General features: G+C 67.2%; 25 protein-coding genes and 1 pseudogene. 13 read left to right on the top strand and 13 right to left on the bottom strand.

Annotated features, from left to right (window positions below; genetic code table 11):
* Positions 1–180: 180 nt before the first annotated feature.
* The 3 genes from ACFU5M_RS00930 (at position 181) to ACFU5M_RS00920 (ending at position 4,205) form a co-directional block, all read left to right on the top strand.
* Positions 181–1,902: an FAD-dependent oxidoreductase gene (locus tag ACFU5M_RS00930; protein ID WP_379041784.1), complete on the top strand. Its 1,722-nt coding sequence runs from the start codon at positions 181–183 to the stop codon at positions 1,900–1,902.
* A 153-nt stretch (positions 1,903–2,055) separates the two neighbouring features.
* Entirely contained in the window at positions 2,056–3,654 is a 1,599-nt protein-coding gene (locus ACFU5M_RS00925) for a serine hydrolase (RefSeq protein ID WP_379041782.1), read from the top strand.
* A 113-nt stretch (positions 3,655–3,767) separates the two neighbouring features.
* Positions 3,768–4,205 carry a hypothetical protein gene (locus ACFU5M_RS00920; protein WP_379041780.1) on the top strand — a complete coding sequence of 146 codons (438 nt, stop codon included), beginning with the start codon at positions 3,768–3,770 and terminating at the stop codon, positions 4,203–4,205.
* Positions 4,206–4,346: 141 nt separating this feature from the next.
* Here the strand turns inward: ACFU5M_RS00920 and ACFU5M_RS00915 are convergent, their stop codons facing one another.
* The 5 genes and pseudogenes from ACFU5M_RS00915 to ACFU5M_RS00895 all read right to left on the bottom strand — a co-directional run bounded on the left by ACFU5M_RS00915 (position 4,347) and on the right by ACFU5M_RS00895 (position 10,227).
* The gene (locus ACFU5M_RS00915; RefSeq protein ID WP_379041778.1) at positions 4,347–4,730 is read right to left on the bottom strand and encodes a VOC family protein; all 384 of its coding nucleotides are present in this window, start codon (positions 4,728–4,730) and stop codon (positions 4,347–4,349) included.
* Positions 4,731–5,161: 431 nt separating this feature from the next.
* Positions 5,162–5,608 (bottom strand): annotated as a pseudogene (locus ACFU5M_RS00910) (hypothetical protein); the annotation flags it as partial.
* A 255-nt stretch (positions 5,609–5,863) separates the two neighbouring features.
* Positions 5,864–7,285 carry a hypothetical protein gene (locus ACFU5M_RS00905; protein WP_379041776.1) on the bottom strand — a complete coding sequence of 474 codons (1,422 nt, stop codon included), beginning with the start codon at positions 7,283–7,285 and terminating at the stop codon, positions 5,864–5,866.
* A 203-nt stretch (positions 7,286–7,488) separates the two neighbouring features.
* Positions 7,489–8,760, bottom strand: a complete 1,272-nt coding sequence (locus tag ACFU5M_RS00900; protein ID WP_379041889.1) for a cytochrome P450 — start codon at positions 8,758–8,760, stop codon at positions 7,489–7,491.
* A 351-nt stretch (positions 8,761–9,111) separates the two neighbouring features.
* On the bottom strand, positions 9,112–10,227 hold the full coding sequence (locus tag ACFU5M_RS00895) for a hypothetical protein (protein WP_379041774.1): 1,116 nt from the start codon (positions 10,225–10,227) through the stop codon (positions 9,112–9,114).
* Between the two features lie 717 nt (positions 10,228–10,944).
* Here ACFU5M_RS00895 and ACFU5M_RS00890 point away from each other — a divergent pair.
* Together ACFU5M_RS00890 and ACFU5M_RS00885 are read left to right on the top strand one after the other, a co-directional pair.
* Positions 10,945–11,706, top strand: a complete 762-nt coding sequence (locus tag ACFU5M_RS00890; protein WP_379041772.1) for a DUF4239 domain-containing protein — start codon at positions 10,945–10,947, stop codon at positions 11,704–11,706.
* A gap of 39 nt (positions 11,707–11,745) precedes the next feature.
* Positions 11,746–12,750 carry a hypothetical protein gene (locus ACFU5M_RS00885; protein ID WP_379041770.1) on the top strand — a complete coding sequence of 335 codons (1,005 nt, stop codon included), beginning with the start codon at positions 11,746–11,748 and terminating at the stop codon, positions 12,748–12,750.
* A gap of 223 nt (positions 12,751–12,973) precedes the next feature.
* On the opposite strand, the gene ACFU5M_RS00880 is transcribed toward ACFU5M_RS00885, so the two are convergent.
* Positions 12,974–13,735: a 3-hydroxyacyl-CoA dehydrogenase gene (locus ACFU5M_RS00880; protein WP_379041768.1), complete on the bottom strand. Its 762-nt coding sequence runs from the start codon at positions 13,733–13,735 to the stop codon at positions 12,974–12,976.
* Between the two features lie 239 nt (positions 13,736–13,974).
* Here ACFU5M_RS00880 and ACFU5M_RS00875 point away from each other — a divergent pair, with 239 nt between their 5' ends.
* Positions 13,975–14,841 (top strand): crotonase/enoyl-CoA hydratase family protein, encoded by an 867-nt coding sequence (locus ACFU5M_RS00875; RefSeq protein WP_379041766.1) that lies wholly within the window; start codon positions 13,975–13,977, stop codon positions 14,839–14,841.
* A 60-nt stretch (positions 14,842–14,901) separates the two neighbouring features.
* On the opposite strand, the gene ACFU5M_RS00870 is transcribed toward ACFU5M_RS00875, so the two are convergent.
* Positions 14,902–15,573: a cyclase family protein gene (locus ACFU5M_RS00870; RefSeq protein ID WP_379041764.1), complete on the bottom strand. Its 672-nt coding sequence runs from the start codon at positions 15,571–15,573 to the stop codon at positions 14,902–14,904.
* A 145-nt stretch (positions 15,574–15,718) separates the two neighbouring features.
* Here ACFU5M_RS00870 and ACFU5M_RS00865 point away from each other — a divergent pair, with 145 nt between their 5' ends.
* Positions 15,719–15,925, top strand: a complete 207-nt coding sequence (locus tag ACFU5M_RS00865; protein WP_379041762.1) for a hypothetical protein — start codon at positions 15,719–15,721, stop codon at positions 15,923–15,925.
* A 273-nt stretch (positions 15,926–16,198) separates the two neighbouring features.
* Here ACFU5M_RS00865 and ACFU5M_RS00860 read toward each other — a convergent pair whose 3' ends face one another.
* Positions 16,199–16,966: a TetR/AcrR family transcriptional regulator gene (locus tag ACFU5M_RS00860; protein WP_379041760.1), complete on the bottom strand. Its 768-nt coding sequence runs from the start codon at positions 16,964–16,966 to the stop codon at positions 16,199–16,201.
* Between the two features lie 149 nt (positions 16,967–17,115).
* Between ACFU5M_RS00860 and ACFU5M_RS00855 the strand changes: the two genes are divergently transcribed.
* The 3 genes from ACFU5M_RS00855 (at position 17,116) to ACFU5M_RS00845 (ending at position 20,064) form a co-directional block, all read left to right on the top strand.
* Positions 17,116–18,102 (top strand): oxygenase MpaB family protein, encoded by a 987-nt coding sequence (locus ACFU5M_RS00855; protein WP_379041758.1) that lies wholly within the window; start codon positions 17,116–17,118, stop codon positions 18,100–18,102.
* A 229-nt stretch (positions 18,103–18,331) separates the two neighbouring features.
* The gene (locus ACFU5M_RS00850; RefSeq protein ID WP_379041756.1) at positions 18,332–18,817 is read left to right on the top strand and encodes a DUF2505 domain-containing protein; all 486 of its coding nucleotides are present in this window, start codon (positions 18,332–18,334) and stop codon (positions 18,815–18,817) included.
* Positions 18,818–19,056: 239 nt separating this feature from the next.
* Positions 19,057–20,064, top strand: coding sequence for an alpha/beta hydrolase (locus tag ACFU5M_RS00845; RefSeq protein WP_379041754.1), 1,008 nt, complete (start codon positions 19,057–19,059; stop codon positions 20,062–20,064).
* A gap of 20 nt (positions 20,065–20,084) precedes the next feature.
* Here the strand turns inward: ACFU5M_RS00845 and ACFU5M_RS00840 are convergent, their stop codons facing one another.
* From ACFU5M_RS00840 to ACFU5M_RS00830, 3 genes are all read right to left on the bottom strand, one after another.
* A complete protein-coding gene (locus tag ACFU5M_RS00840; RefSeq protein WP_379041752.1) occupies positions 20,085–21,158 on the bottom strand; it encodes an LLM class flavin-dependent oxidoreductase in 1,074 nt (357 codons plus the stop codon).
* Positions 21,159–21,163: 5 nt separating this feature from the next.
* Positions 21,164–21,985, bottom strand: a complete 822-nt coding sequence (locus ACFU5M_RS00835) for a DUF1684 domain-containing protein (RefSeq protein ID WP_379041750.1) — start codon at positions 21,983–21,985, stop codon at positions 21,164–21,166.
* 483 nt (positions 21,986–22,468) lie between these two features.
* Positions 22,469–22,921: an anti-sigma factor antagonist gene (locus ACFU5M_RS00830; protein WP_379041748.1), complete on the bottom strand. Its 453-nt coding sequence runs from the start codon at positions 22,919–22,921 to the stop codon at positions 22,469–22,471.
* A gap of 129 nt (positions 22,922–23,050) precedes the next feature.
* On the opposite strand from ACFU5M_RS00830, the gene ACFU5M_RS00825 reads away from it, so the two are divergent.
* Positions 23,051–23,653 (top strand): TetR/AcrR family transcriptional regulator, encoded by a 603-nt coding sequence (locus tag ACFU5M_RS00825; protein WP_379041746.1) that lies wholly within the window; start codon positions 23,051–23,053, stop codon positions 23,651–23,653.
* Between the two features lie 222 nt (positions 23,654–23,875).
* On the top strand, positions 23,876–24,328 hold the full coding sequence (locus tag ACFU5M_RS00820; RefSeq protein WP_379041887.1) for a YfbM family protein: 453 nt from the start codon (positions 23,876–23,878) through the stop codon (positions 24,326–24,328).
* Positions 24,329–24,413: 85 nt separating this feature from the next.
* Here the strand turns inward: ACFU5M_RS00820 and ACFU5M_RS00815 are convergent, their stop codons facing one another.
* Together ACFU5M_RS00815 and ACFU5M_RS00810 are read right to left on the bottom strand one after the other, a co-directional pair.
* Positions 24,414–24,848 (bottom strand): hypothetical protein, encoded by a 435-nt coding sequence (locus tag ACFU5M_RS00815; RefSeq protein ID WP_379041744.1) that lies wholly within the window; start codon positions 24,846–24,848, stop codon positions 24,414–24,416.
* A gap of 252 nt (positions 24,849–25,100) precedes the next feature.
* Complete coding sequence (locus ACFU5M_RS00810; protein WP_379041742.1) at positions 25,101–25,544, bottom strand: pyridoxamine 5'-phosphate oxidase; 444 nt, start codon at positions 25,542–25,544, stop codon at positions 25,101–25,103.
* Positions 25,545–26,129: 585 nt separating this feature from the next.
* Here ACFU5M_RS00810 and ACFU5M_RS00805 point away from each other — a divergent pair.
* A complete protein-coding gene (locus ACFU5M_RS00805; protein ID WP_379041740.1) occupies positions 26,130–26,417 on the top strand; it encodes a DUF2218 domain-containing protein in 288 nt (95 codons plus the stop codon).
* Positions 26,418–26,545: the final 128 nt, after the last annotated feature.

The following is a 26,545-nucleotide window of genomic DNA, read 5'->3' as shown; positions in this document are numbered from 1 at the left end:
ACATTGCGCGCTTCAGAGAGCGTTGTCAACTAATGCGAGCATCGCTCTGAAAACAGTCCGGGCAACAGTTGGCAAACCCCATTACCCGAGCGAACCGCTGCTTCCAGCCGAGTTGCGAACCGTTACTTACCGGAGAGTAGTGTTAGCCGAGTCACTGGCGACACGATCGAGGAGTTCCACATGGACCAGCGGACGACGGATTTCGACGTGCTGATCGTCGGTTCGGGGTTCGGCGGCAGCGTCACCGCCCTCCGGCTGGTGGAGAAGGGTTACAAGGTCGGCGTGCTGGAGGCGGGCCGGCGCTTCGCCGACGACGAGTTGCCCGAGACCAGCTGGGAGTTGAAGAAGTTCCTGTGGGCGCCCGCGCTCGGCTGCTACGGAATCCAGCGCATCCATCCGCTGCGCAATGTCCTCATCCTGGGCGGCGCGGGCGTCGGGGGCGGTTCGTTGAACTACGCGAACACCCTGTACGTGCCGCCGGAGCCGTTCTTCCGCGACGCGCAGTGGCGTGACATCACCGACTGGCGCGACGAGCTGGCCCCCTACTACGAGCGGGCGCAGCAGATGCTCGGCGTGGTACGCAATCCGCACATGACGCCCGCCGACGAGGTCTTCAAAGCCGTCGCCGACGATATGGGTGTCGGCGACACGTTCGTGCAGACCCCCGTCGGCGTGTTCTTCGGCGAGCCGGGCAAGACCGTGCCGGATCCGTACTTCGGCGGCGTCGGCCCCGAGCGCACCGGGTGCGTCGAATGCGGCGACTGCATGGTGGGCTGTAAGTACGGCGCCAAGAACACCTTGGTGAAGAACTACCTCTACCTGGCGGAAAAGGCCGGCGCCGAGATCATTCCGATGACGACGGTCACCGAGCTGCGTCCGCATCCCGACGGCACCTGGGATGTGTCCACCGCCCGCACCGGCGCCTGGATGCGCAAGCAGCCCCGCACGCTCACCGCCACGCACGTCGTGCTCGCCGCCGGCACGCGCGGCACACAGAAGCTGCTGTTCGCCATGCGCGACAAGGGCGTCTTGCCCGACCTGTCCGATCGGCTCGGCATGCTGACGCGCACCAACTCGGAATCGATCGTCGGCGCGGCCACCAAGAAGGTGCGCCCCGGCGTCGACTTCACCAAGGGCGTCGCGATCACCTCATCGATCCATCCCACCCCGGACACACACATCGAGCCGGTCCGCTACGGCAAGGGCTCCAACGCCATGGGCCTGCTCCAGACGCTCATGGTCGACGGCGGCGGACGCATCCCACGGTGGCTGCGCTTCCTCGCCTTGGTGCTGCGGCATCCGATGGACCTGCTCAGGTTCCTCAGTACCAAGAACTGGAGCGAACGGACCATCATTTCGCTGGTCATGCAGCACCTGGACAATTCGATCACCACCTACACCAAACGTGGCTTGTTCGGTCGCAAGCTCACCAGCAAACAGGGCCACGGCGAGCCGAATCCGACCTGGATCCCGGTGGGCAACGACGTCACCAGGCGGGTCGCGGAGAAGATCGGCGGAATCGCCGGCGGTAGCTGGGGTGAGATCTTCAACATCCCGCTGACCGCCCATTTCCTGGGCGGCGCGGCGATCGGAGCCGACGCCGAGCACGGCGTGATCGACGCCTATCACCGCGTGTACGGCTACCCCACGCTCAGCGTCGTCGACGGCGCGGCGGTTTCGGCCAACCTGGGCGTCAACCCGTCGCTGACGATCACCGCGCAAGCCGAACGTGCGGCGGCGTACTGGCCGAACAAAGGCGAAGTGGACACTCGCCCTCCGGTAGGCACGGGATACCAGCGCATCGCTCCCATCGCACCAGCCAACCCGGTCGTTCCGGCGAGTTCGCCCGCGGCGCTGGTGCTTCCGATCGTGCAGATCCGGGAGACACCCGCCGCCGGGTAGGTCAGCGACCGGTCATGCTCGGCCAAATTCGTGGGGTCGGGCGGATCCGAAGCGAGAACCCGGCCAGCCGATGCCTGAACATGCCGCGCAGCAATCTCCACTGAACTAGCCTTTATCTGGTCTTTTGTCGCTACGACAGCCAGGAGGCGACCGATGAGCACACTGCGCCGCGGATGGGTCGGCCCCACGGCGATGGCGACGGCCGTCGTTCTCGCCCTGACCGGATGTGGCGGCGACGGAGCGGACTCCACAGGGGCGGGAGCGCCATCCGGTTCCGTGGCGATGCCCGACCGGTTCGCCGGTGTGCCGATACCGGATGGACGGGTGGACGACGCGGTGGGCGAGCTGGACGACCTCGCCGAGGGCCTGCTCACCTCCTCCGGCATACCCGGTATGGCGGTCGCCGTCGTGCACGGCGGAAAGGTGTTGTACAGCAAGGGCTTCGGCGTCCGCGACGTCGTCACCGAGGAGAAGGTCGACCCGGATACGGTCTTCCAGCTCGCGTCGCTGTCCAAACCGGTCGGCGCGACGGTCGTCGCTCGCCGGATCGCCGCGGGGGGCGTCGAATGGGATACCCCGGTGCACCGGCTGCTGCCGTCCTTCGCGCTCGCCGATCCCTACGTCACCGAGCACGTCACGGTAGGCGACCTGTACGCGCACCGCTCCGGACTGCCCGATCACGCGGGCGACCTGCTGGAAGACCTCGGCTACGATCGTGGGCAGATTCTCGACCGGCTCCGGCTGTTGCCGCTGGGCGCCTTCCGTGACTCCTACGAATACACCAATTTCGGATTGACCGCGGCCGCTGTCGCGGTGGCCACGGTCGCGGGAACCGATTGGGAGACGTTGTCCGAACAGACGATCTATCGCCCGCTCGGCATGACATCGACCAGCTCCCGCTACGCCGACTTCGCGTCTCGCGCGAACCGGGCCGAGGGTCACGTACTGGTCGACGCCAAGTACGAGCCGGCGAACCCGCAGCGTCAACCGGACGCGCAGTCCCCCGCCGGAGGGGTTAGTTCCTCGGTGTCCGACCTCGCCGAATGGATGACGATGGTGCTCGCGAACGGCTCTGCGGGCGGCTCCGTCCTGGTGCCACCGGAGGATCTCCTGCCCGCCATCTCTCCGCAGGCCGTGTCGGCGCCACCGAAGATGCCCGACGCGCGCGCCGGGTTCTACGGATTCGGTTTCAACGTCAGCGATTCCGCGTCCGGCCGGGTCGTCCTCGGCCACTCGGGGGCGTTCAGTCTCGGTGCGGGCACCGCGTTCACCTTGATCCCCTCCGCCGACGTCGGCATCGTGACTCTCACCAACGCGGCGCCGATCGGCGTGCCGGAAACGCTCAACGCGGAGTTCGCCGACCTGGTCCAGTTCGGGAAGATCCAGCAGGACTGGCGCTCGCTCTATCGAACAGCGTTCCAGCCGCTCGGCGCCCCGGCGGGGGTGCTCGCGGGCAAACAGCCGCCCACCGACCCCGCTCCCGCGCGACCGTCCGCCTCGTATGCGGGCACTTACGACAACGCCTACTACGGCCCGGCGACGGTCAACGCCACCGGCAATTCCCTGACCCTCGGCCTGGGCCCGAACAACATGACCTTCCCACTGGAGCACTGGGACGGCGATACTTTCGTCTTCACACCTGCCGGCGAGAACGCCAATCACGGCTCGGTCTCCCGGGCGACCTTCGATGGCGACAAGCTCATCCTCGAGTACTACGACACCGACCACCTCGGCGTGTTCACCCGTACGTGACTATCGCCGCCGGTGTGGGACTCATGCCCCTCGCCCGGCGCTATCCGAGCCTGCTCCGGGGGTTTGCTGTCGGCAGTTCCGGGAAGTCGCTGAATGCAGGAGAGGAGGCAGTGATGACCGAACAGAACGAGACCTACGACCCGCCGCAAGACACGGGTGCGCCCGACTCCGTCGAATCCGATCCGGCGGCGCTCAACAGCGCCGAGGATCTCGATGAGGACCGACTGCGTTCCGACCCGCTCGAGGCCGGAATGGACCCGCCGGAGCACTGGAGCGGCGTCACGAAGTACGGCGTGACGCCGTGGGAGCAAGCTCATCCGCGACCGATCGGCGACCGGCTCGCCGAGGAGGAGCCCGACATCGATCCGAGCCGAGTTCCGGAGACGGAGGAAGCCGGGAAACTCGACGACGACCGGAAGCTCGAAGACATCACCTCCGACGGAGAGGGCGTGCCCGCCGACCGTAGCTACGAGGAGGAGATCGGCGTCGCGGCCGACGTCGCGGGCGGTTCGGTGGCCGATGACATCCGTCGACCGGCCCCACCCGAATGAAGGGTGGGGTCCGGAGTTGATCGGCCGGCGGTCGCAACGACGCCGCCGGTCACCGGACACGACATTCGTCGCATATCGGATCGTCGCGCAAGTGACAGGCCGGGCAGTGTGCCCGGCCTGCCGCACTCCGATCCCCCGGCCTTACTCGTCCGAAAGCCATATCAGACAGAACGTGTGCCCCACCGGGTCGGCGTAAACACGGAACGCTCCGCCGGTTTCGCCTTGGACGAGTGTCGCGCCCAAAGCGAGCGCCGCGGGTTCGGCCTGCTCGATATCGTCCACCAATACGTCGAAATGAATCTGCTGGGATCCCTCGGGGTCGGGGAAACGTGGCGGTTTGTACTGCGGCGCTGTCTGAAACGCGATGCGTCTGCCCGAGGCATCGACCAGCACCACCCAATCGTCGTCATCATCCGCGAGCAACTCGCCTCCGAGCAGCTCCCGGTAGAAATCGGCGAGTTTTCGCGGTGCGGGGCAGTCCAGCACGACGCTGCGCAATTGTCCGACGGCATTGTTCGATGTCATACTCCGGCCTCCTACCTACGCCATTCGTCGTTGCCTACCCGCCCCCCACCGACGACAAACACGACCGCACAACCGGGCTCGCCCCTCGCCTCCCTCGCTCGGATCCGGCACGGACAGACCGAATGCAACGGCCCGCCCGGCGTCACGCTTCCGCCGGACGGGCCGCTTCCCCGTTCGCCATGCGACGCCGCCACGTCACACAGCGTGATCATGGTAAGCACTTTCCCCGGTCAAATCCGGCAGCCACGCCGGACCATCGGACGTCCGAGAAAAGACCGCAGTCGGTCGCGCATGTTATTCGCCGTGCGACGCTCGCCAGAGGATATCTTCGCGGCTGATCGCTTTTTCGGCGTCCGATACGATGTCCGCCCAGGCTGCTTCGGTGTTGTTCTGTTCCACGACTTCGGCGAAGCTGCTCAGTTCTATCGAGATTACGGCTCAGGCAGCGGCGCCGGTACTGTGCCTGCGGGGCGAGGACCAAGCGGCCAGACCAGCGATGGCGGCCGCGAAATGCCTGCGAGGTCGAAAACGACCGCGTTGAACGCACTCGCCGGCGCACCGGTCACCTCAAAAACGTGACCGCGTGCCGTATACCTGCGATCGACGCTGGTGATAGCTGAATTCGGTGGCGTACCACCGTTGTTGTTCGCTGATGCGATCGTCCAGATAGACGCGGCGCCGTTGGTCGAACGGCGCCGAACGCAGCCGGCGCACGCGATCGGTGATGGCAGGCGCGGTGGCCGGCCGCAGCGCGAGCCCCGAGATGGTTTGGCCGGCAGCACGATGCGCTGATCGGCATCGGCCGGGGCCAGCGTCCCGACGAACGGCGCACCCTGCACCGCGTACATCCAGGTCGCCGTGTTCACCGATTCGACGAGCGCGCGACCCTTCTACCAGGACTCGCCCGAGCGGCCGCGTAGGACACCGAGGGTTTGGACTGAAACATCGCGGTCAGGCCGGCCGCGCTACCGGTACGCGAAGAGCCGACGTGGACGGTGGACACCGCGCACGCAGCCGCTACCACCGTCAGTCCGGAGCCGGGGGAACAGGCAGCCGGTGCTGCTCGAATCCTTCCGCTCTTCGGGAATTGCGGATTTTGCAGCTACAGGCCATGTCCCGCGAAAGATGCGGCGTCATCCATGTCGACCCTGTAGATCTGCCATCAGATACCGGGTGGTGGCCCGATGCCCGTCGGTCACGGCGATGCGAGCAGTCCGCGCGGCAGCGCCGGAATTCGGTGAGCGACCGTCCATCCGAGACCAGTGGTGGAGCACCTGCGCTCGCAGGAACGCCCGGTCGCTCTGATTGTCGCAGATGAAGATCACCCTGGCGATGGGAAAGCGGTCGATCACGCGCTGCAATTCGAAGCGCGTTCCGGCGTTGGCGGGCACGTATCCGGCCAGGTCCAGCACAACGTAGTCGACCCGGGACAGCAGCATGTCCACCGCCGTCTGCCAGAAGCTGACGTGACAGAGGAGCGAACGCACCGGGTAGCTGCCCGCGGGATCGCGAACCCTGACCGCCAGATCGGTCACCCCCAGCAACCGCCTGCGCCCCGGCGGCAACGGGTCGGCCGAGTGTTTCGCCAGTTCCTCGCGCAACATGCGCGGTGACGCTACGAACATGGTGCGAAAGGCATTGTTCCTGCGCGCTTTCCGGACCTCTTCCGGGCTCACCGACGCTGCGCTGCGCAAAAGATGCACATATCCGAACTCGCGCCAAGCGCCACGCAGGAACTCTTTTGCGCGCGCTCGATTGTCGAACAGACGAAGATAGGCGATCCGGACCGGTTTCGCCCCGATCACGTTGGACTGTGGCGAGACTTGCCGAAGTAGTTCCTGACCGCGCGGCGGGGCGGTGAACTTCACGGTGAGTGCCGGAATCTCGGTTGCCCGCGACCAGGTCGGATCCGGGCCGATCCGACTGATCCGGGCGCTGTAGGCAGGGTCTTCGGACCATTTCTCGACCGTTCGGCTCGCACTCCATCGCCGCAACCGCAGCACCACCGACACCAGCAGCGCGGCTGCTGACAGGAACGCGAGGCCGAGGACGGCCGGCTCGAGTTCCGGCGCGGGACGCTGCGTCCCGTCGGGTTCCTCCACCGTCACCCCGGCTGTCAGCACCCCGACGAACAACGCGACCGGTACCGCGATCCAGAGCAATCGCCGCACCGTTACCGTGCCATGGCCGCGGACCTGCTGTTTCGTGGCCCGGTGCGTCTCCAGTGGCGGCACCAGCATGGCGATCCGATCGGGATCGCGGTCGACGCGCCGCCGAATCGTTCTGGCCCGCAGTCCCTGCGATGCGTCGGAGACCGTCTCCGCACCAGCGGCGAATGCCCCCACCCCCAGCACCGCCAGTGGAAACAATACCAGCTGCCGCCACGTCGACAATTCCACTCCGGGGACCCATACCGCCAGCAACTGCGGCCCACGAGCCCAAACCACGACCATAGCCGCCAACGACGCCACGAATCGAACGGCGTTACCGCCCGCCGAGCGGAACGACGCGGATTCCTCTTCCCGGACGCGAGCGTACAACTCGCTGTCGCCCATTCCGCTGACCACCGCTGCTGTACCGTCCCGCCCCTGTGCCGACGAGCATCCACACACCGACGTCCGCACCCGCCGTGCCGACGACACCCGCCCGGCACGTCAACCGCTTCCGCCGTCGCACCAGTATGAACCCGAAACAGTGCGGGGACATCGTGGTTGCCGCACGCGCTGTCGGCCGGCTCGATGGCGAGCCGCGACCCGTTCTATCCGAGGCGCACCGGCGCGGACTTGGGGAAGACGACCGGCAACGCCGTCAGAGCCCGGTGGAACGGGCCCGGCCGCCATTGCAGTTCGTTCTTGGGCCTGGCCAACTGGATCTCGGGCAGGGCATCGAACAGCTGATCGATGGCGTTCTGCACCGTCATGTACGCGACGGATTTGGCCGGACAAGCATGCGGGCCCGCACTCCAGGCCAGATGAGAACGGTTGCCGATCCGGCTACCGCCGGGTTCGTCGGTCCCGCGGATCTCGGGATCGTTGTTGCAGCCGGCGAGGCTGATGACGACCGGCTGGTCCGCGGGCAACCAGACTCCATCGACCATGATCGGCTGTCGCGGATACGTCGTGCAGAAGTTCGCCATCGGCGGGTCGTTGAACAAGACCTCGTCCAATGCGTCGGTCGTGGAAAGGTTGCGCCCGAGGACGTCGCCGAAGCGGAACCGGTCGTCGGTGATCATCAGCAGCACGGCGTTGGTGATCAGATTGCGCTGCGCTTCGAAACCGGCCCCGTAGAAGCTCATGAGCTGGGCGAAGATCTCGATATCGTCGAGATCGGTCGTGTGATGCGCCAGCCGCGAGGTCACGTCGTCGCCGGGCTCCCGGCGCTTGAGCCGGATGAGCTGCATCAACGCTTCCTTGAGCATCTTCATGCCCTCGGGCCCCCGGACCGTGTCGAAGCGCGCGGCCATACCGGTCGCGACCCGCTCGCCGATCTCGGCCGGGCAACCGACCATCGCGTTGAGGACGTCGAGAACGAGCGGAAACGCGTATTGGCTCACCAGGTCGGCGGATCCGGCTTCGCAGAAGGAATTGATCAGCGGGACAGCGATCTTCTCGACCGTAGTCGGCACGTCGAACAAATCGATCCCGTCGATGGCGTCGACGGAGGCATGCCGATAGCGGTCGTGTGCGAGGCCGGTGTTGTACCGCGCAGCCGGATACCACTCCATCATCGGCCGGACGGGCGAGTCCGAGGGGATGGTCTTCTGCCACGTGCGGGGATCGGCGGGGAAATGGTCCGGATCGCTCAGGATGCGCACCGCGGTCTGGTAGCCGATCACCAGAGTGGCGGGCACGCCGGGCGCAAGTTCGATCGGAACCAGCGAGCCGTGCATACGTCGCATCTCCCGGTATGCGCGATGCGGGTCCGCGACGAACTCTTTGGTGAACATCTCGACGCGCGCAGCGTCCGTCTCCGTCGGGGATCCGTGCTGGACGGGGCACGCTCCGGTTCCAGTGGTGTGCGGCGCGGCCATCGGGGACTGTGGTGTGGTCAAGAACGTGACTCCAGGTAATGGAACAGCAATTCGACGAACGTGGTCAGTGAGCGGGTGCACGTGCCTGCCGATTCCTGTCATCCAGAGCTCGGCGACCCGCTTACGCTAGCAACATAGCAACGCTCCGATCGTGGCGCTGACGAAGGCGGCGCCGACAAACGCACGAGAGCGCGTTCACGACAACGCAATTCGGCGCATTCGACCGTGACAGCCGGCCGGAGGCGCTGGTCGGTGGCCGACCGCACAGTGGTCGCGGGCCCGCTCGAACTCGTCCTCGGCGCGCGGAGGGTGTGGCACGCCGCGCGCGGCCGCAGGCCGCCGCGGCGCGGATCACCGTTCGCGTTCGTCACCTACGCCGGTCAGCGAGACCGTGGTGGCAACCGCCTGCCGTGCGCTGTCGACGGTGCATCGGCCGAGTCCGCAGGCGGTGGCGACACCATAGGCCGGGCGTCCGGCCGCTTGTTCGAAGAGAGCGAGCGCGCGGGCGCTGTCATCGCGGGAGTCCGGGGAGACGACACCGGCGATCACTCGCCACTCGGCGTCGAGCTTGCGCAGCGGTGCGTAGAACCGCGGATCCAGCGGCGCCGGTTCGGCACCATAGGCGCACGGGATATGCACCGGGGGTAGTGGAATCTCCTGCTTGTTCAGCAGCCGCGCGGTGTGCCCCAGCAACTTCACCGCAGGGGTGAGACTGCGCGGCGTCAGCAGGCTCTTGTGCTGATAGTCGCCGTAGCACAGGTGCACGATCGCCTCTGCTCCGATCTCGTGCATCCGCCCGAGAAAACCGGCGAGCTGCCCCGCGATGATCGGCCCGAGCACCCACTGCGAACGTAGTTGCTCGGCTTTGACCATGCTCAGCAGCGCCATGGGTGACTCCAGCTGAAAGACGACGCGGTCGCCGTACCGCTCGACCACCTCGGTCATCTCCTGCAACACCGCTTCGGTGAACACCGGTAGCTGCCGGAGCGCGGCCACCACGAGCCCGGAGCGCCGCACAGCCGGTCCGACCGGGAGCCCGGCGGAGACCGCCGCTCCCGCGAAGACGAACATCGCGAGGTCCAGCGGGTTCGGTTGACTGATCTGCACTTTCGTCGCGGCCAGCTCCGGCCGGTCGCGGCGCAGCGCCTCGAACGCGTCCACGACCCGGCCGATGCGCTCGACCCGGTCCATCGAGACGTGCCGCGGCTCCAGCGTGCACCCGGGCCGCACACCATAGCTGGGGAAATCGCTGTAGTCGGTGTACTCCCCCGCCCGGACGATCTCCAAGACGTCGGCGTGCTGCTTGCGCGTGCGAAGGTAGTCGAAGATCCAGTCCGGATCGAGGTCGCAAGGCACCGCCGTAACCGGCCGTCCTTCACTGTGGTCGGCAAACCATTCTATGACGGCACGATCACCCGTCATCAGTTCGGCAGGCAGGGTGCCGACATAATGCGCGTATCTGGTCATCTGTGGCTCTTCTGTTGTCTGGACGCGGGTTTCGCGGCCCAGGGCAATCCCGTTACGCCGATCGGTAGCTGTGTAAGCGTACACGGACGCACTCCGATCGCGCACCCCTGATGTTGCCACGCTATGGCGAAGCGCGGGGACCGCCCGAACATCCGTACCGCCCCACCTATCTCCGAAATTTCGCCACACGCAGATGGATTCGCGGTCTACCATCGGTGTCGACCAGAATCACGTGCTGGTCGGAGCTTTCCCACGACGCCTGGTTCGTACGGGCACCGTGTCGCGAATCGATTTGCTGTGCACCACTGATCTGATCCGAACGAACGCAGACTCTCGACGGCTCCGTCGTCGATGGTCTCGGTGTCCATCTCGGGGGTGAGAGCTTCGCATGACCATCGAAATGCTCGGGTCGAGCCGGCTTCGGCTCGTCTCCTGACCGATACCCCTTGTGCGTCTCGACGAGTGCGCGGGGTCGCCAGGTCCGATCCGCAGGACTGAGTGCCCGTTCAGCCGCGAGACGATCCGCTCGTGATTTTTCCACCGCCGCAGCACGACCGAGGATCCGCGCGATCTCCGAACCGGATGCGGCTCGCCGGCAGTGCTGGAAACGGCAGCGCTGGAAGACACCTTTACGCATCGACATGTAGTGCGGCAGGACCTGCGGTACAACCCGACGCGCCGGTCGCGAGAACCTCTCAGACAGAACGGAGTCCCCGTATGGCCTTCGAGCTTCTCGTGCCGGCTCTCACCGCGCTCGTGGCGGTGGTCGTCTTCGTGGCCGGGGATCGCCTGCATCCGAAGACGTGGCGGCAGACCGACGACGACACGGTCGGCGCACTGGTGCTCAACCTGATCAACACGATCTTCATGGCGGTGGTGGCGTTCATCGTGGTGATCGCCTGGCAGCAGTACGACAACGCGCGCAATCACACGATCGCCGAAGCCAAGGCGCTCATCGATACCTACTGGGCCGCACACGGAATGCCCGAGCCCGACCACACCCGAATCCAGGGCCTGGTGCGCGATTACACCGAGCAGGTCCTCACCGACGAATGGACCGTCATGGCCGACGACGGTCATCTCAATCAATCCACCCAGGACACCCTCGACACCCTGCGCGACGCGGTGGCCGAGGTGGACACCGCGGACGCCGAGGTCGACACGCTTCGTACCAGCGCGCTGACCAGCCTCGACGCGGTGGCCCAAGCCCGCGCCGATCGAGCGCTGGACGCCGGTTACCGGGTTCCCGGCTTCCTCTATCTGGCCATGTGGATCTGCACGGTGCTCCTGCTGTTCAGTGTGGTCCTCTCCGGCGTGCAGGTCACCAAGCGCAGTGTCGTGACCACCGCACTGCTCGGCGCGATCGTCGGTGTGGTGATCCGTGCGATCTACAACCTCGACGAGCCGTTCTCCGGCGGGAACGTGGTCCCGAAGGAAGCCTTTGAACTCGCTCTGTCCCGGTATCAGCACACCACCTGACCTTCCGGCCCGGTTTCGACTACGACGAGGCGACTGCACATGCGACGCAACCGTGAGGCAACTCGAACACAACAGTGGGCACGAGGATTGGCCACCGCGATGCTGCCGCTGACCATTGCGGCACTCGCGGCCCCACCGATGCGAGCAGCAGCGGAGCCCTTGCCGTGGCTGCCCCTCGGCGACCTCGCGACGGGGAGTTCGGAGGCAGCCACCGGCTCCGACCCGATGAGCACCTTCGCAGGCAGGGGTTCGAGCACCGGTGCCGGCGCCCCGTCGTCCGGTAGCGCCTCGGGTTTCGATGCCGAGGGCGCGACCAACGGCGGGTCTCTGGCTCTCGGCCCGGTTCGGCTGCCGTCCGGCAGTGCCGGTCATCCAGCGACCGGCAGCGCCGCGACAGGTGATGCTCTCGGCGGCCTCCTCGCCACCGGCCGTGGGGAACCCGACGAAGGGGCGACCCGCACAGCGGACACGGCGCCCCACCCGGATGGCGTGGCAGGTATCCCGGCCGAGACGCTGGAATCGGCCACGGGCAGCGTCCAGCAGGCATGTACCGGCAGCGCCGTGACGGGCAGCGCGTTGCTCCTACTCGGGCTCGCGACCGGCAGCGGCTTCGGCTCGCTCGGATCCAGCCTGATCGGCCCGGGGTCGAGCCTCATCGGCCCGGGGTCGAGCGGATCGGCCCTGGGCAGCGCCGCCGCGGGTAGCGCCTTCTCCGGCAGCGCTCTGCTGACTTGCTTGCTACTGCTTCCCACCCCGCCGCCGGTGCCCATGAGCCCTCTCCAACTCGGCCCGCCCGCCCCCGAATTCGGCATAATTCCGTCACCGGTCGCGATCACCGCGCAGACACCGTTCCAGGCCGAGCGCCCCCTCCCCGCGCTGCCCTCGTCCCCGCCCACCCGTCAACGGGGAAAGGACATTCGAGCCGCCGAACCGCCCCGCGACCCGGACGCGTGGAACCTCATGAGGCTGATGACGGTTTTGGTCGTCACGATCATCACCGTCGTCGGTATCCGTATATCCCCTGGCCCGCGACGGGTCCGGTGACCGACCCGGGGATGTAGCCGCACCCCGCCTCCCTCAAGAGCCGGCGGAGCGACGGCGTTGTCGATGTCCGCGCGAGTTCGCAGGGGGCGGCCTACCGGACGAGGCCGCCGACCGTTGTGGTGCACCGCCCCTGGGCGACGGCGCAGTGGCAGCGCGCAGCGTGAGCGGTGCGAGTATCGGACATCTCCGACACGCGCACCGGTTCACCTACTTCCGCGACTATTCAGCGCGGCCCCATCCGGATGGCGCCATCGAGACGGATGGTCTCTCCGTTGAGCATCGGGTTCTCCACGATGTGCCACGCGAGCGCGGCGTACTCGGCGGGGTCACCGAGTCGCGAGGGGTGCGGCACCTGGGCGCCCAGGGATGCGATGGCCTCGTCGGGCAGCGTGGCGAACAGCGGAGTGTGGAACAGCCCCGGCGCGATGGTCACCACACGGATCTTGATCGCCGCGAGGTCGCGCGCAACCGGCAAGGTCAGGCCCACGATCCCACCCTTGGACGCCGAGTAGGCCGCCTGCCCGATCTGGCCGTCGAACGCCGCTACCGACGCGGTATTGATGATGACACCGCGCTCCTCGCCCACCGGATCGGTCTCGGCGATTCGTTCGGCGGCCAGCCGGATCACGTTGAAGGTACCGATCAGGTTGACGTTGATCACCTTGGTGAAGTCCGCCAACGGGAACGCCCCGTTCTTGCCCACGGTTTTGATGGCATTGCCGATGCCCGCGCAGTTCACCGCGATGCGCAGGTCGCCCAGCTCTTGCGCGGCATCGAGGGCGGCCGTGACCTGCTCCTCGTTCGTGACGTCGGCCGCGGCGAAGACCGCGCCGTCGCCGAGCTCCTTGGCGACGGCCTCACCGGAGGACGACGGCAGGTCGATGATCACGACCTTCGCGCCCTTGCCGTGCAGTTCTCGCACGGTCGCCAAGCCGAGTCCCGACGCACCACCGGTCACCGCCGCGACCGCTTTGCTGATCTCCATCCCACTCCTCTTCTCCCGGTTGCCGAACAACGGCGCGAAACGCCGGCCGACTGGTTTCCGCTCCCCGCCCCGGGGCGGGGAGCCAGGTGCCGTGACCAATCGACACAGGCCGACAGGCTAACCGCCCAGGCAGCAATAAGTAAACAGCCATTCTCCTTCGAATCGACGAAAAGACCGCCTGGGGCGGCGCGAACCCTCAGCAGGAGCAGGGATATCGACGGGATGGCAAGCTGTCCGGCATGGCCGATATTCGCCTGGACGTCTCCGACGCCATTGCCACCATCACGCTCGACCGACCGCAGCAGCTCAACGCGTTCACCACCGCGATGGGCACCGAGTTGATCGAAGCCTTCGACACCTGCGACCGCGACGATCGGGTCCGAGCGGTGATCATCACGGGGGCCGGACGCGCCTTCTGCGCGGGCGCGGACCTGTCGGCGGGTGCGGAGACCTTCGTCGCGGGCGATGCGGGCGCCGCGGAATCCTTCCGGGACACCGGCGGCGAAGTCGTCCTGCGCATGTTCGAATCCCATAAGCCCGTCATCGCCGCCGTCAACGGCCCCGCCGTCGGCGTGGGCATCACCATGACGCTCGCGGCGGACTTCCGGATCGCGGTAGACAACGCCCGGATCGGGTTCGTCTTCAATCGCCGCGGCATTGTTCCCGAGTCCTGCTCCAGTTGGTTTTTGCCCCGCCTGGTGCCGATGCAGACCGCGTTGGACTGGGTGTACTCGGGCCGTCTCGTCGAGGCGGGTGAAGCACTCGAGGCCGGATTGTTCTCCGCGCTGCATCCCGCGGACACACTGCTGGACGAGGCTCGTGCGCTCGCCCGCCGGGTTACCGAGCATTCCGCGCCCGTGTCGGTGGCACTCTCCCGGCAGATGCTGTGGCGCAATCTCGGAGCCGACCATCCGATGATCGCCCACCGCATCGAATCCCGCGGTATCTACCACCGGGGGGCCGCCGCCGACGCCAGGGAAGGCGTGACGGCCTTTCTGGAGAAACGGCCCGCCCGATTCCCCGACAGCGTAGAACGCGACCTCCCGGATATCTTCGGTGACGATCTGGCGGTCCCGCCGTTCCGGCCGCGAAACATTGGGCGGTAGAAGTCGATCCGACTGCGCAGCGCGGGTCGGTCACGGATTCCGCATCGAGAATGGGCTCTCTCAGTGGCCCACTGCGCTGCCCTCGGTCCACGCCACGACGCGCAGCGGAAACGAGCCCGTCCCGCGCACCGGCGCAGGCAAAGCGACCAGCTTGGCGCCTGTGTCGGGCACCGAATCCAGATTCGTCATCTGCTCGATGATCGGAATTCCCGCACCGAGCAGGGTGTGGTGGCACGGCCGGGTCGGCAAGGACGTGTCGTCGATGTCGAGGGAATCAATTCCCACCAGCGCCACATTGGCGGCGACCAGCGCCTCGGCGACCTCACCGACCAGGAACGGATGCGCGGGACCTCGGTACTCGGACGACCCCCAGCCCGCCGACCAACCGGTGTGCACGAGTACCGCTTTGCCCCACAAGCGCGCGGGATCGCCGAGCACATCCGGCCCCACCGCGCGCAGTTCCGGCGCGCGGATCATCACGATCGGCACGTTGAACAACCGTTCCAACGGCAGTTCGGCGATGTCCGCGCCCTCGGCATGGAAATGGAAGGGCGCATGGATATAGGTCCCGGTCGGGCCGACCATGTCCACGCGTGCGATGTGGTAGGCCATGTCGATCAGCGGCGAGCGGTCCCGCGCCACAGCCGTGGTGATACGCGGGACCGGCAGGCCCGGATAGGTGAGCATGCCGTCGGATACCGGATGGGACAGCTCCACGATCGCTCGGCTCATGCCCGGGACGGTACCGCGCCGTGCACGGAGCGGATCAGGGCGCCGACGAAGCCGAAGAACTCACGGCGCCGTTCGCACCCGCCCGTCGAGATCGGCAGGTGCGCGCGGACCCGGAGAAGCGGAGAATGGACACCAGAAGGTCATCATGCGACTGCTACAAGGTCTGCTCGGTTCAGTGCTCGGGATCCTCACCGCCGTGCTCGGCACGGTCCTGGGGCTGGTCGCGGCCGTGCTGTGGCTCGTCGGCGCGGTGCTGTGCGTGACGATCATCCTGCTTCCGCTGGGCATCCCGGTCATCGGACTCGCCCGCCGTCTGTTCACCCTTTCCCGGCGCCTGATGCATCTTCCCTGAAGGCTCCGCCCGATGTCGGGATCGCGTTCGGTTCCGATGCCGACGCCGGGCATCACCCCTTCTCCGGAGCGTCGAAACCGAGTGTTGCACTCGATAGGCCGAGCGGATGACGGCGTAGAGCGCACGGACTTTCGGTCGCACAGTCCGACTCGGCGTCCGAACCACCGCGCTGCTGGCCGCGAGCACCACCGATGCATCCAGCGAATGCAGGAACGGGAACCGAAATCGGCGGCTTATCGGGTGCGTCCGAAACAGTGACCGCCGCCGAGGCGGCTAACCTCCGCCCGGGTGCGGGAACAACAGCGGCGCCAGGAAGCGCCGGGCGAACTCCTTCGCCGCCGCGGCATCGGCGAGCGGCAGCGCGCCACGCGGATTGGAGATGAACGACATCGTCAGGCGGACGAACAACTCGGCGACCACCTCGGCGTCGAAGACGCCGAGTTCGCCGCGCTTCTGCCAGTGCACGATGAAGCGCGAGACCAATGTCCGGCCCTGTTCGATGAATTCGTCCCCCGTGAGGAAACGGGCGAGCTCTCCGGCCGCCGAGGAGGCGCGCAGGCTGTGCGTCAGCAGGCGAGGCGCCTTCGCCTCGCTTACAAAGGCCGAGAACATCTCCGCCAGTGCACTCACCGGCCCTGCCGAGCGCTGCACCGCCTCGGCGACGATGATGCCGACACGTTGCGATTCGGCCATGAGCGCAAACCGCACCAAGGCGGACTTGGTGCCGAAACGGCGGTAGACCGTGGCCACGCCGACGCCCGCCCCCTCGGCGATGCGGACCATCGTCGTCTCCTCGAAACCCACCTCGGCGAAGCAGTCGCGGGCGGCATCGACGATGCGGCGCGACTTGGCATCCAAAGCGGTGAGGTCGGCCCACGCGTCGCCCACAGCGGCCAGGAACTCCGCGACGGTCGGGTCCTCGACGTCGCGTTCCGGCGAACGTGCCGAGGAATGCGCTTCGGCCGGGCCGACGCCACTCGGGGCCTTGTTCGGCCGGTTGCTCACCGCGGGCTTGCTCGAATCGTTTCGGTGCGCCCTCATCGGCGGGAGCCTACCGCCCGGCCGGTGCACCACCTCGTCACCACCATCCGACTTTCCGCGGCTCGGGACGCAGCATATCTCGCCTGCCGCACCACAAGAATGATAGTCTTAACCCTATATCACTATCACCCGTAGTTCAGAGGTGACCCATGGCAACGCACACAGAGCTGCCCGTTGTTTCCGAGTCCATCACCGGCGCCATGACGCCGGACCCGGTGCGTCCCGATGTCCTCGCCGAGTTCCGCAGGCATACCGGCAGCGTGCTGGCCGGCGTCTTCGCAGGCGCCGCCTTCGATCAAGTGGCGCTCGTCCCCGTCGCCGCCGCCGTGGACCGCACCGGTCGCTTCGCCGCGAACTTCGCCGATCGTGGCGTCCGTTCCGGTTTCTCCGCCTTGCTGGCGATGTGGGGCGACCCGGCCGACCGGCTGGCCGAGGCCGAATGGCTCAAGCAACGTCACCGCGACGTGCACGGCCGAGGCCGCGGCGACTATCAAGATGTCCGCTACAGCGCCCTGAACCCGCAGACGTGGATCTGGGTGGGCGTCAGCGGCATGTTCGTCGCGCTCAACACCTTCACCTATTGCACCGGCACGGTGCTGCGCCCGGAGGAGAAGGAAGTCGCGTATCAGATGCTGCGCGAGGGGTTCTCCGGGCTGGAACTGGCCGCGCGGTCGGGCAAGCTGCCCCCGGACCTGGCGTCGGCGACCGAGTACTACGACGCGATGGTGGAGCGGGAGCTGTCCGCCAACCCGTTCCTCGTCGAACAATTCGCCGGACTGACCCGGCTTCCGTTGCCCACCCTCGGGCTACCGTCTCTCGTGCGCCCCGTGCTCATGCCGTTGTGGCTACTGCTTCGCCCTCTGGCCGGTCACGTGATCCAGGTGTGCTCGGCCGAGGTCATGCATCCCGGTGTCCGCGGCATGGTCGGCTTCGAGCTGAAGCGGCGGCACCACCTCGAGTTCGCGGTGTATGTCCGGGTGCTGCAAGTGGCCTGGCGCCTGCTGCCGGATCGGCTGTTACTCCTTCCGCTGGCCTACAACCGCTTGCAATACGAGAAACTCGTCCGCTATCACCGCAAATTCGCACTGGACTCCTTCGCGCCTCCCTCCGGCGCGACGGGCGGCTGCCCGATCTGAGCGACCTGCCCGCCCGCAGACCGGCTCCGGATTCGAGTGATAGCGAAAGCTGCGTGTGCTATCACCGCACCGGCTGATCGCGATCTCCGCCGTCCTCGGCGGACCACGGACATGGTGGCAGCGTGGTGTCGAACCTATTGTTTCCCAGCGCGATTCAGCGGGATCCCCGCGCGGCGGCGGCGGCGATTCACCGGCTGCGAACGGCGTGGCAGAGGTAGCGTGTGCCGGTATGGCGACCCCCTTGGCGTATACGGCCACCTACACCCATTCGGCCGACGCGCTTCGTGCGGCGCTGGCCGACGAGCAGTACTGGAAAGACCGCATCGAGGAGGTCGGCGGGGACGACGCGCAGCTCGTCGAGTTCGACGCCGCCGAGGACCGCTTGTCCGTTCGAATGGTGCAGACCGTTCCGGCAGCGGAGTTGCCCAACGCTATCACCGCGGTGCGGCCCGAGGGCTTGGTCATTACCCGCTCCGAGACCTACACCCGCGAGGGCGGCAGTTTCGAGGCCCGCGTCCAGGGTGTGCCCGCCCAGGTGAGCGGCACCGTCCGGCTCACCGAGAGCGACACCGCGGCGGAGGCGCTCGTGGCCGGTGCCGCCGAAGTCGGTATCCCGTTGTTCGGGAAGAAGATCGAAGCCGCCATCGTGGCCCGGCTGCTCGACATGCTGGTCGCGGAGGCAAAGTTCACCGACACCTGGATCACCGACCACTGACGCCGTCCATCGGCAGCGGCCTTCATGAGGCTCCGTCGAGGCGATGGCATTTTGTGTGTGCTCCCATCCAGACCCGGGGCGCACTGGCCATCGAGCCCAACAAACGCGACGTCGCCTTGCCGCCGAGACATCCGCGGCCTACCGTGGGCCTGTTTCGTCCCGCCTCCCCTGGAAGGCCTTGTGTGACTTCCCTTGGCCCGCCCTCATACTCCCGCGGCGCGGCGCGGACCGCACGGCTTGTGGCGGTGTTGAGCATCGTCGCCCTCGGGTTCGTGACCGTTGCGGCCGGACCGGTCGACGCCCGACCCGAACTCCCGCCGCCGATCGGCAGGCACCCCGATCGACCGCATATCGCCGGTGCGGCTTCCGGACCCGGGCGGCTGGTCGAGCTGACGGTCCACTCGGCCGCGATGGCGAACGAGGTGACCGTTCGGGTCCTTCCGGCCGCAGACAGATCAGCTCCGGCACCCACCCTGTACCTGCTCAACGGTATCGACGGCGGAACCGACGGCAACTGGCTCAGCCGGACGGATGTGGGGGAGTTCTTCCGCGACAAGCAAGTCAATGTGGTGATCCCGTTCGGTGGCGCCAGCTCCTATTTCACGGATTGGCGCGCGGATGATCCGATGCTGGGGCGGCAGCGGTGGGCTACGTTCCTGACTCGGGAGTTGCCTCCGATCGTGGATGCGGAATTCGGGGGCAATGGGGCGAACGCGATCGCGGGCATCTCGATGGCGGGCACGTCGGTGTTCCAGCTGGCGTTGGCCGCGCCCGGGTTGTATCGGGCTATCGGCTCGTATTCCGGGTGTGTGCGCACCAGCGATCCGCAGGGTCAGGTGATCGTGAGCGCGGTGGTGGGCGGGCGTCGTGGCAACGTGGTGAACATGTGGGGTCCGCCGACCGATCCCGCGTGGGCGGCCAACGATCCTTATCTGCACGCGGACAAGCTGCGCGGTACCGCGATCTATGTCGCGAGCGGGACCGGTGCCCCCGGTCCGTACGACACCATCGACAGCGCAGGAATAGAGCACAACCCCAGCAAGCTGATCGACCAGCTCCTCATCGGCGGCGCCCTGGAGACATTCGCCGACCGCTGCACCCGTCAGCTGCGCGAAAGGCTGGATCAGCTGGCCATTCCCGCCACCTTCCAGCTGCGCGGCAGCGGCACCCATTCCTGGTCCTACTGGCAGGACGACCTGCACAGCTCGTGGCCGGTGTTCGCCGCCGCACTCGGCACCGGCTCCTGACGCGACCGGAGCCGCTGGAATCAAGCGGACGCTGCCACCTCACCGGTGGTGTGCTCGACGCCGGAGCGGATCGTCGCGGGATGACGCCCCAGGGCCGGAGCGATCAGCTCCGCGGTGTCGTGCAAGATCTGTTCGTAGTCGGCACGGCGGAACTCGTAGGGCAGCTCCAGCCGCAGCTCCGACGTCTCCGCGAGCACCGGATCGGCCCGCAGCCGGTCGACGATCTCCTCGGCCGGGCCGACCAAGTCCGGGGCGAACAGGACACGCCGCTCCCCTTGTGGCGCCAGGGTCCGCTCATACCTGCTCGCCGCGTACTGCCGGTACCGCTCGCGAGTCGCGCGGTCGGCGCTGTCGAACGGGACGATCACCCGTCCTACCGCGACCCGGGCCGGTCGGGCCGGGTCCACGAGTCGGCGGTACTCCCCGAGCAAGCTCAGTTGGGAGGTGGTGAAATCGTCGCTGCGCTCGCCGAAGACGATGTTCCCCGTGAGCAGGTTCAGCCCACTCTCCCCGGCCCAGCGGACCGAGCGGGAACTCGCCCCGCCATACCAGAGCCGATCGATCAAGCCGGGATTGTGCGGCTGCAATCGGGGACGCTGTGTGTTGCCCGGAGAGTGGATCACCGCGCCGGCGTCACCGAGAAAGTCACCCCGCAGGTTCTCGATCAGCCGGGTGATCCGGCCGTAGGACAGATCGTAGGAGCGCCAGTCACCGTCGAAGACCAGATCGCCGATCAAGTCGGCATGCGGCGGGGTGCCCGCGCTGAAGCCGGCCTGCAACCGGCCCCGCGAGAGCACATCGGCCAGCGACAGATCCTCGGCCAGCCGGAACGGGCTCTCGTAACCGATGGGAATCACCGCTGTGCCCAATTGGATTCGGCTGGTGCGCTGGCCTGCGGCGGCCAGGAACACCGCGGCCGACCCGACACCGTGCTCGAGATGACGCTGCCGGATCCACGCACCGTCGAAGCCGAGGCCCTCGCCGTACTCGAACAGCCGCAGCGTGTCCTCGAGCCCCGAGTAAGGGTCGTCGTCGGGGAAATTCCCCGGCGTCAGAAACGACAGCGTCCGGATCTGTAATGCTCTGTCGCTCATCGAGTTCAACCGCGCTCGTACGGGAGCTTCGCACCGGCTTCGATCGCGACCGGAAGCCGATTCTCCGCCGGTGGCAACGGGCAGGTCGCCAGGTCGGTGTAGGCGCAGGGCAGGTTCGCGGCTCGGTTGAAGTCCAGTTGCACCGATCCGTCCTCCCCGGGCGGGGACAGGTGCAGTACGCGATTGGCGGCGTAGGTGGTAACCCCGGAGGTCTCGTCGGTGAACAGTACGGTCAGGCTGCCGGGATCCTTGCCGGGGAACGCGGTCAGGCGCAGCGCCCGGCCGTCCAGCTCGAACTCCACTCGGCCGGGCGCGTCATAGACGTGTTCGAGTCCTTCGACAGCGGCGCCGACCGTGGTCGGCCGCGGCTTCGAAAAGGCAACATACCGGCCGGTGATCACCCATTTCGGGTGCGGTGGGTAGGCGGGCGTGCCGCGAAACGCCGTGCGCAGCGGGTTGTCCGGGTGCCGCGGGCGAACGATGTCGTACCCGCCGCGCTTGGCGACCTCGATCACCGCGTCACCCCACACGGCGTTCACGCCACCGCGTTCGGGGATGACGCCGAAGACATGCCGACCGCGCACCGATGTCCCGTCGACCACCAGCTCGTCACCGTCGTCGAGAACCACTGTGACGCCGTCGACGCCGGTGGACCAGGCGCCCGGCGCGTCGGGGAATCGCTGTGGGTCTGCGGTGAGCCAGTGCAGACCGGTGATGGACAGGAAGCCGTGCGGGTCGGCCAGTCGCGTCTCTTGCGTGCGGTGCCAGTCCTGCCATTCGGCGACGAAGGCGTCGGTCGGAGTCGCGGCGGTGGCCTGCGCTGTCATGTGGTGCTCCTCGTCTGAGGCTGCGGCTGTCCCCGAGTTCGGCGCTGTCGACGGAACCGGTACCTCGGTCGCGCTGTTCTCGGCAGTCCGAGGCCGGCACGTCTGCGGCCGAGGCGTCGGCGTCTCCTCTCGGGCAGCGAGGAACGAAGGCGTTACCGGATTCAATCGCGTACGCGCGCCCACGGACAGTATTGCGATCAGCGCGAACGCAATACTGCGCGCAGGCCCGGCGCACAGGACCGCGGCAAGTGATGGACGGCCGACAGATCGATACTGTGCCGACCACCGTGGTCACCGACCAGTAACCCGCTGACCAACGCGCCGTACTCACCGCGGCCCCGAACGCAGGTGGCGATGGTCATTCGAACCGCTCCCCCGTCATCGCGAGAACCCGGCGGGATGGCATCCATCCCGCCGGGACTCATGTGTCAGCGCGCTGCGCACACGTGCGACGTGCTGAAGGCCTGACGCGGCTCCACCGCGCTATCCCGCGGCCCGGCCTCCGAAGTAGTGCCCGCTGGGCACCGAGCCGGCCAGCGCGTCCTCGACGCAGGCGTAGATGGGCTGGAGAGCGTCGAGATCGAGGAGGGTCACGATGCGTGTCACGACCAACTGGTTGCCGACCACGCACAGCCGAACATCTCGGAGCCGGCATGCCTCGGCCTCCTCGGCCAAGGCCAGCATGGAACGGCAGGCCATGAAGCCGAGGCCGCCGGTGTCGATCACGATGATGCCCGGCGCCGCGGTTGCCGTGACGACCTCACGCAGCAGACTGCGCCACGTCGGCAGAGTATAGGCGTCGACTTCGCCGTGAAAATGGACGATGGACGCGTTGCCACGGCGTTCGACGGTCGCGCGCAATGCGGCGTGAGCGTCGTCCGGCCCTTCGGCCGGCGATTGGGTGGGGTTGCTGAGACCGTGCAGTGCTGTGCTCATATGGGCACACTCGATTCGTTTCGCGCTCGAAGCGCTCTACAGTGGGCCCACCCTGCATCCTCAAGACAGACCTGTCTTTCTTTACTAACAGAGACAGTACTGTCTGTACAGCGATACCGTGAAGGGGAGATGGAAACGCCGAACCTTCCACGCACCGCATCCGCCGCACCCGCTCGCGAGCGAATACTGAGCACTGCCTACACGTTGTTCACGCGGCGCGGCATCCGAGCGGTCGGCACCGACGAAGTGATCGCGGTATCCGGTGTGGCCAAGGCGACCCTGTACCGGCATTTTCCGTCCAAGGACGATCTTGTGCTCGCCGTGCTCCAGCGTCGCGAGCAGCTGTGGACGCTCGGCCTGGTCGAAACACAATCTCGTGCGCGCGGCAACACACCCGAAGAACAGTTGCTGGCGATTTTCGACGTCTTCCACGACTGGTTCCAGAAGCGGGAGGACTTCGACGGCTGCTCGTTCATCAACGTGCTGCTCGAACTCGGCGCCGCGCATCCGGCCGGGCAGGCCAGCATCGGATATCTGGACAATATCCGGGCCATCGTACGGAGCCGGGCCGAAGCGGCGGGACTGTCCGACCCGGACGATTTCGCCCGGTCCTGGCACATCCTGATGAAAGGCTCGATCATCTCCGCCGCCGAGGGAGATCTGCTGGCCGCTCACCGCGCCCAGCTCATGGCGCGAATGCTCATCGAACAGCACCGACCCGCCGCGTCATAGCGTCGCGGGCGCCGAGGCGGGCCAGGGCATGACCACCCGCGGGGCGGAATTTCAGCCACAGCTGGTTACGGCATCGCCTGCCCTCCGAGGGAGAGCGCCTCGGCCGCACCGCTGACGCTTATGCCGCTGATTCTTGTCGCTGCGCTCCGCTACATTCCACGATCATCGGGGTGCCCCAGCAGAAAAAGGGTGGCGCCCGTTCTTCGAGGAGTGGGAGTGTCGATGGGCGTGATCCTGTCGTTCACGAAAGTCACCGGCGAACAGCTGGGACGATTGGCCGCCGGGAGCGCGGACGAGCTATGGGCGCTCGAGTCCGCGGACGGGGATCCCTCCGGTTACCTGGACAAGTCGTGGGACGGGCTGCGATACCTGTTCGAGTCGGCCGAAGTAGGAATCGACCTGTTCTACGACGGCGACCTCCTCGACGACGAGTACTACGGATGGCCGGCGGATCTGGTGCGGGCTACCGCTCAGCGACTGAAAGCGGCACCGTTCGACCGGCTGGCCGCGCACTACGACGGCGCCGCGATGGATGCCGCCGACATCTACCCGCGCATCTGGTCCCGCGACGGCGAAGAGGGCTTGCACTACCTGCGCTACCACTACGACGCCTTGGTCGCCTTCTTCGACAATGCCGCGCGCTGCGGCGCCGCGGCGGTCATGCATTTCGGATGATCCACACCTGACCGATGCGGGATGCGGCACCGAAGGGCTGCCAGGCCACTGCCCGAGGGCTGCCCAGCGGCCCGCGTGGATCGAGTCATGGACGGTGGAAACGCCACTGCTGGATGTTGCTGGTGGCCGAGTAGCGCGTCAACCCGATCTGCTCGATCCCGATGTCGTGGCCGGGCAGGGCGAGGACGAACTCGACGACCGGCCAAACGGCGATGCGGTAGCAGGTGGGGTGGGCTTCGTCTGTGCTGATCCGCCATCCCATCGGCGTCCCGCTGCATTCGACATGGACACCTTCGGACACCAGACCGTCGCCGAGTCCGAGCCGGGTGCCGTTGCGGCCGTTGGTGATGTACCAGATCCCCTCGCCGAATTCCGGCGCGCTCGACAACAGCCAATGCTGCCAGCCGTCTTCGACACCCGCCTCCCCCACCACCGTGACCTGATCAGAGCTGTCGAGCGCCAACACATGACCCGTGCCGACGTTGACGATCCGATACACACCCTCGCTCAACTCAGCCATGATCCGTCGTCCTCACCGTATGGACACACCCCACATGCCAATGCCGACAGCATAGATACGATAGAACCTCAGCCGTGGTGGCCGGGCCGCAACCCGACAGCCAACGACGCCCGCACCGGATCGATCCGCTCGACGTCGGGGCGCGGCGTTCGCGGTTCCCGCTCCGCGGCGCCTCTGCCCAGCACGAAACTTACGAGCCGGGACTCCGGTCGAGCCGCATTCATTTGCCGGTTCGCGGGTGCTGCGGGAATCTCAGCCGTTGCCGTAGACCCGATCCGGCTGGACCAAGACCACCGCTCGGCGCTCGGCGGCCATCACCCTGTCGTACTCGTCCCAATCCTCGTGCACGCCACCGGCCGCGGTGAACACCTCACGCAGCAGAAGACGCAACCGCTCGGCATCGACGCCGGGGACCGGGTCGTCGGGACCGGCGATCCACACCGGCCCCTCGACGGCGGACCATTGCCATCCGGCGCGAACGACAACCGTCGCACGCGGCCGAGCACGCAGATAGGCCAATTTGCGGGCATCGCCGCGCACCACCATGCCCACCACGTCCGCACCGGTCGTGGGGTGTCGCAATACACCCGCGTTGACCACGGACGACTGAATCGTACGGTCGGCTCGCAGGGCGGAGACGACGCAGAGTCCGTGGTCGCCGGCGATCAGCCGGGCGAAGTCCGCGAGATCGGTCACGCCGGAAGTCTACGTAGGCGGGTCGGCGCGGTGGCCCGGAACACGGCACCGGCCGTTATCCGATCGCCGCTATCCGATCGGGTCGCGGGAAACCTCGCGGCTGGTCGAACGAACAGCGTGCTCCGCCGCCTGAACCGCCGCGGAGAGAGCCTGCCGGTCGACACCCGCGCGTCATCGGGCCCACCGAGGACATCATCGCGACCGTGGCGCTGGTCGATGACGACGGCATCCACGCCCGCGACGTCGGCGCCATGGCAGATGCAACTGGCCGCGCAGCGGCGTAGACGACCACGGTGAGCAGCTCCGTCTCCGCGTGTGCTGTGGGTTCGTTAGAGGACTGAACCGGTGTGTGAACGGCAAGTGCCCGGGTAGTGCTGGCCATATCGTTGCTGCGTCGGCGCTGCCCGAAGTTCATCGACGGGTCACGCTCGCCGTAGGTGACAAGTGACCGCGAATGCAGAGCAACTCGAAGGCTGGTGCCGTCATGGCTTCGCAGGTTCCGGACGCCCGTGTCGTCTCGCACGTCGGATACCGATCCGGAGCCGCATCGTGACCGCGGGCGGCTCGCACACCGCTTCTCACTCGGTGGTTCGCACCGATCGGCCGGAGCGGTACGGCAAGCAGTTGGTGGCGCATCTGGGGCGGCGCAATGGTGGCGAGTGGTCGGCGCAGTCCTCGTCGGGCTGGATCGACTTGGACACCGGCCGCGCGACGGTCACCGCGCACGAGGGCGAATTGCACCTGCGGATCGAAGCGGCCCCGGAGGACTTGGCGCGGCTCGAGGATGTGCTGGCGAGGCACCTGGTCCGGTTCGGCGAGCGCGACCAGTTGAGCGTGACGTGGCGACGCGATCCCGCCCCGCCGGAGAACTGACGCCTACCGCGAGCGGACGCCTATGACCGGCCCAATAGGCACGCGGAACCCGATCAGCGACCTCGGATCCGCGCTCCGCGAGTTGGCCCGGAACCCCGATCAACTGCGACCTGGATCCGCCGTAGCAC

Source organism: Nocardia sp. NPDC057455 (assembly GCF_042802775.1).
Lineage (GTDB): Bacteria > Actinomycetota > Actinomycetes > Mycobacteriales > Mycobacteriaceae > Nocardia.
Note: the sequence above shows the minus strand (reverse complement) of the source record. Positions and strands in the feature narration are given on the sequence as shown.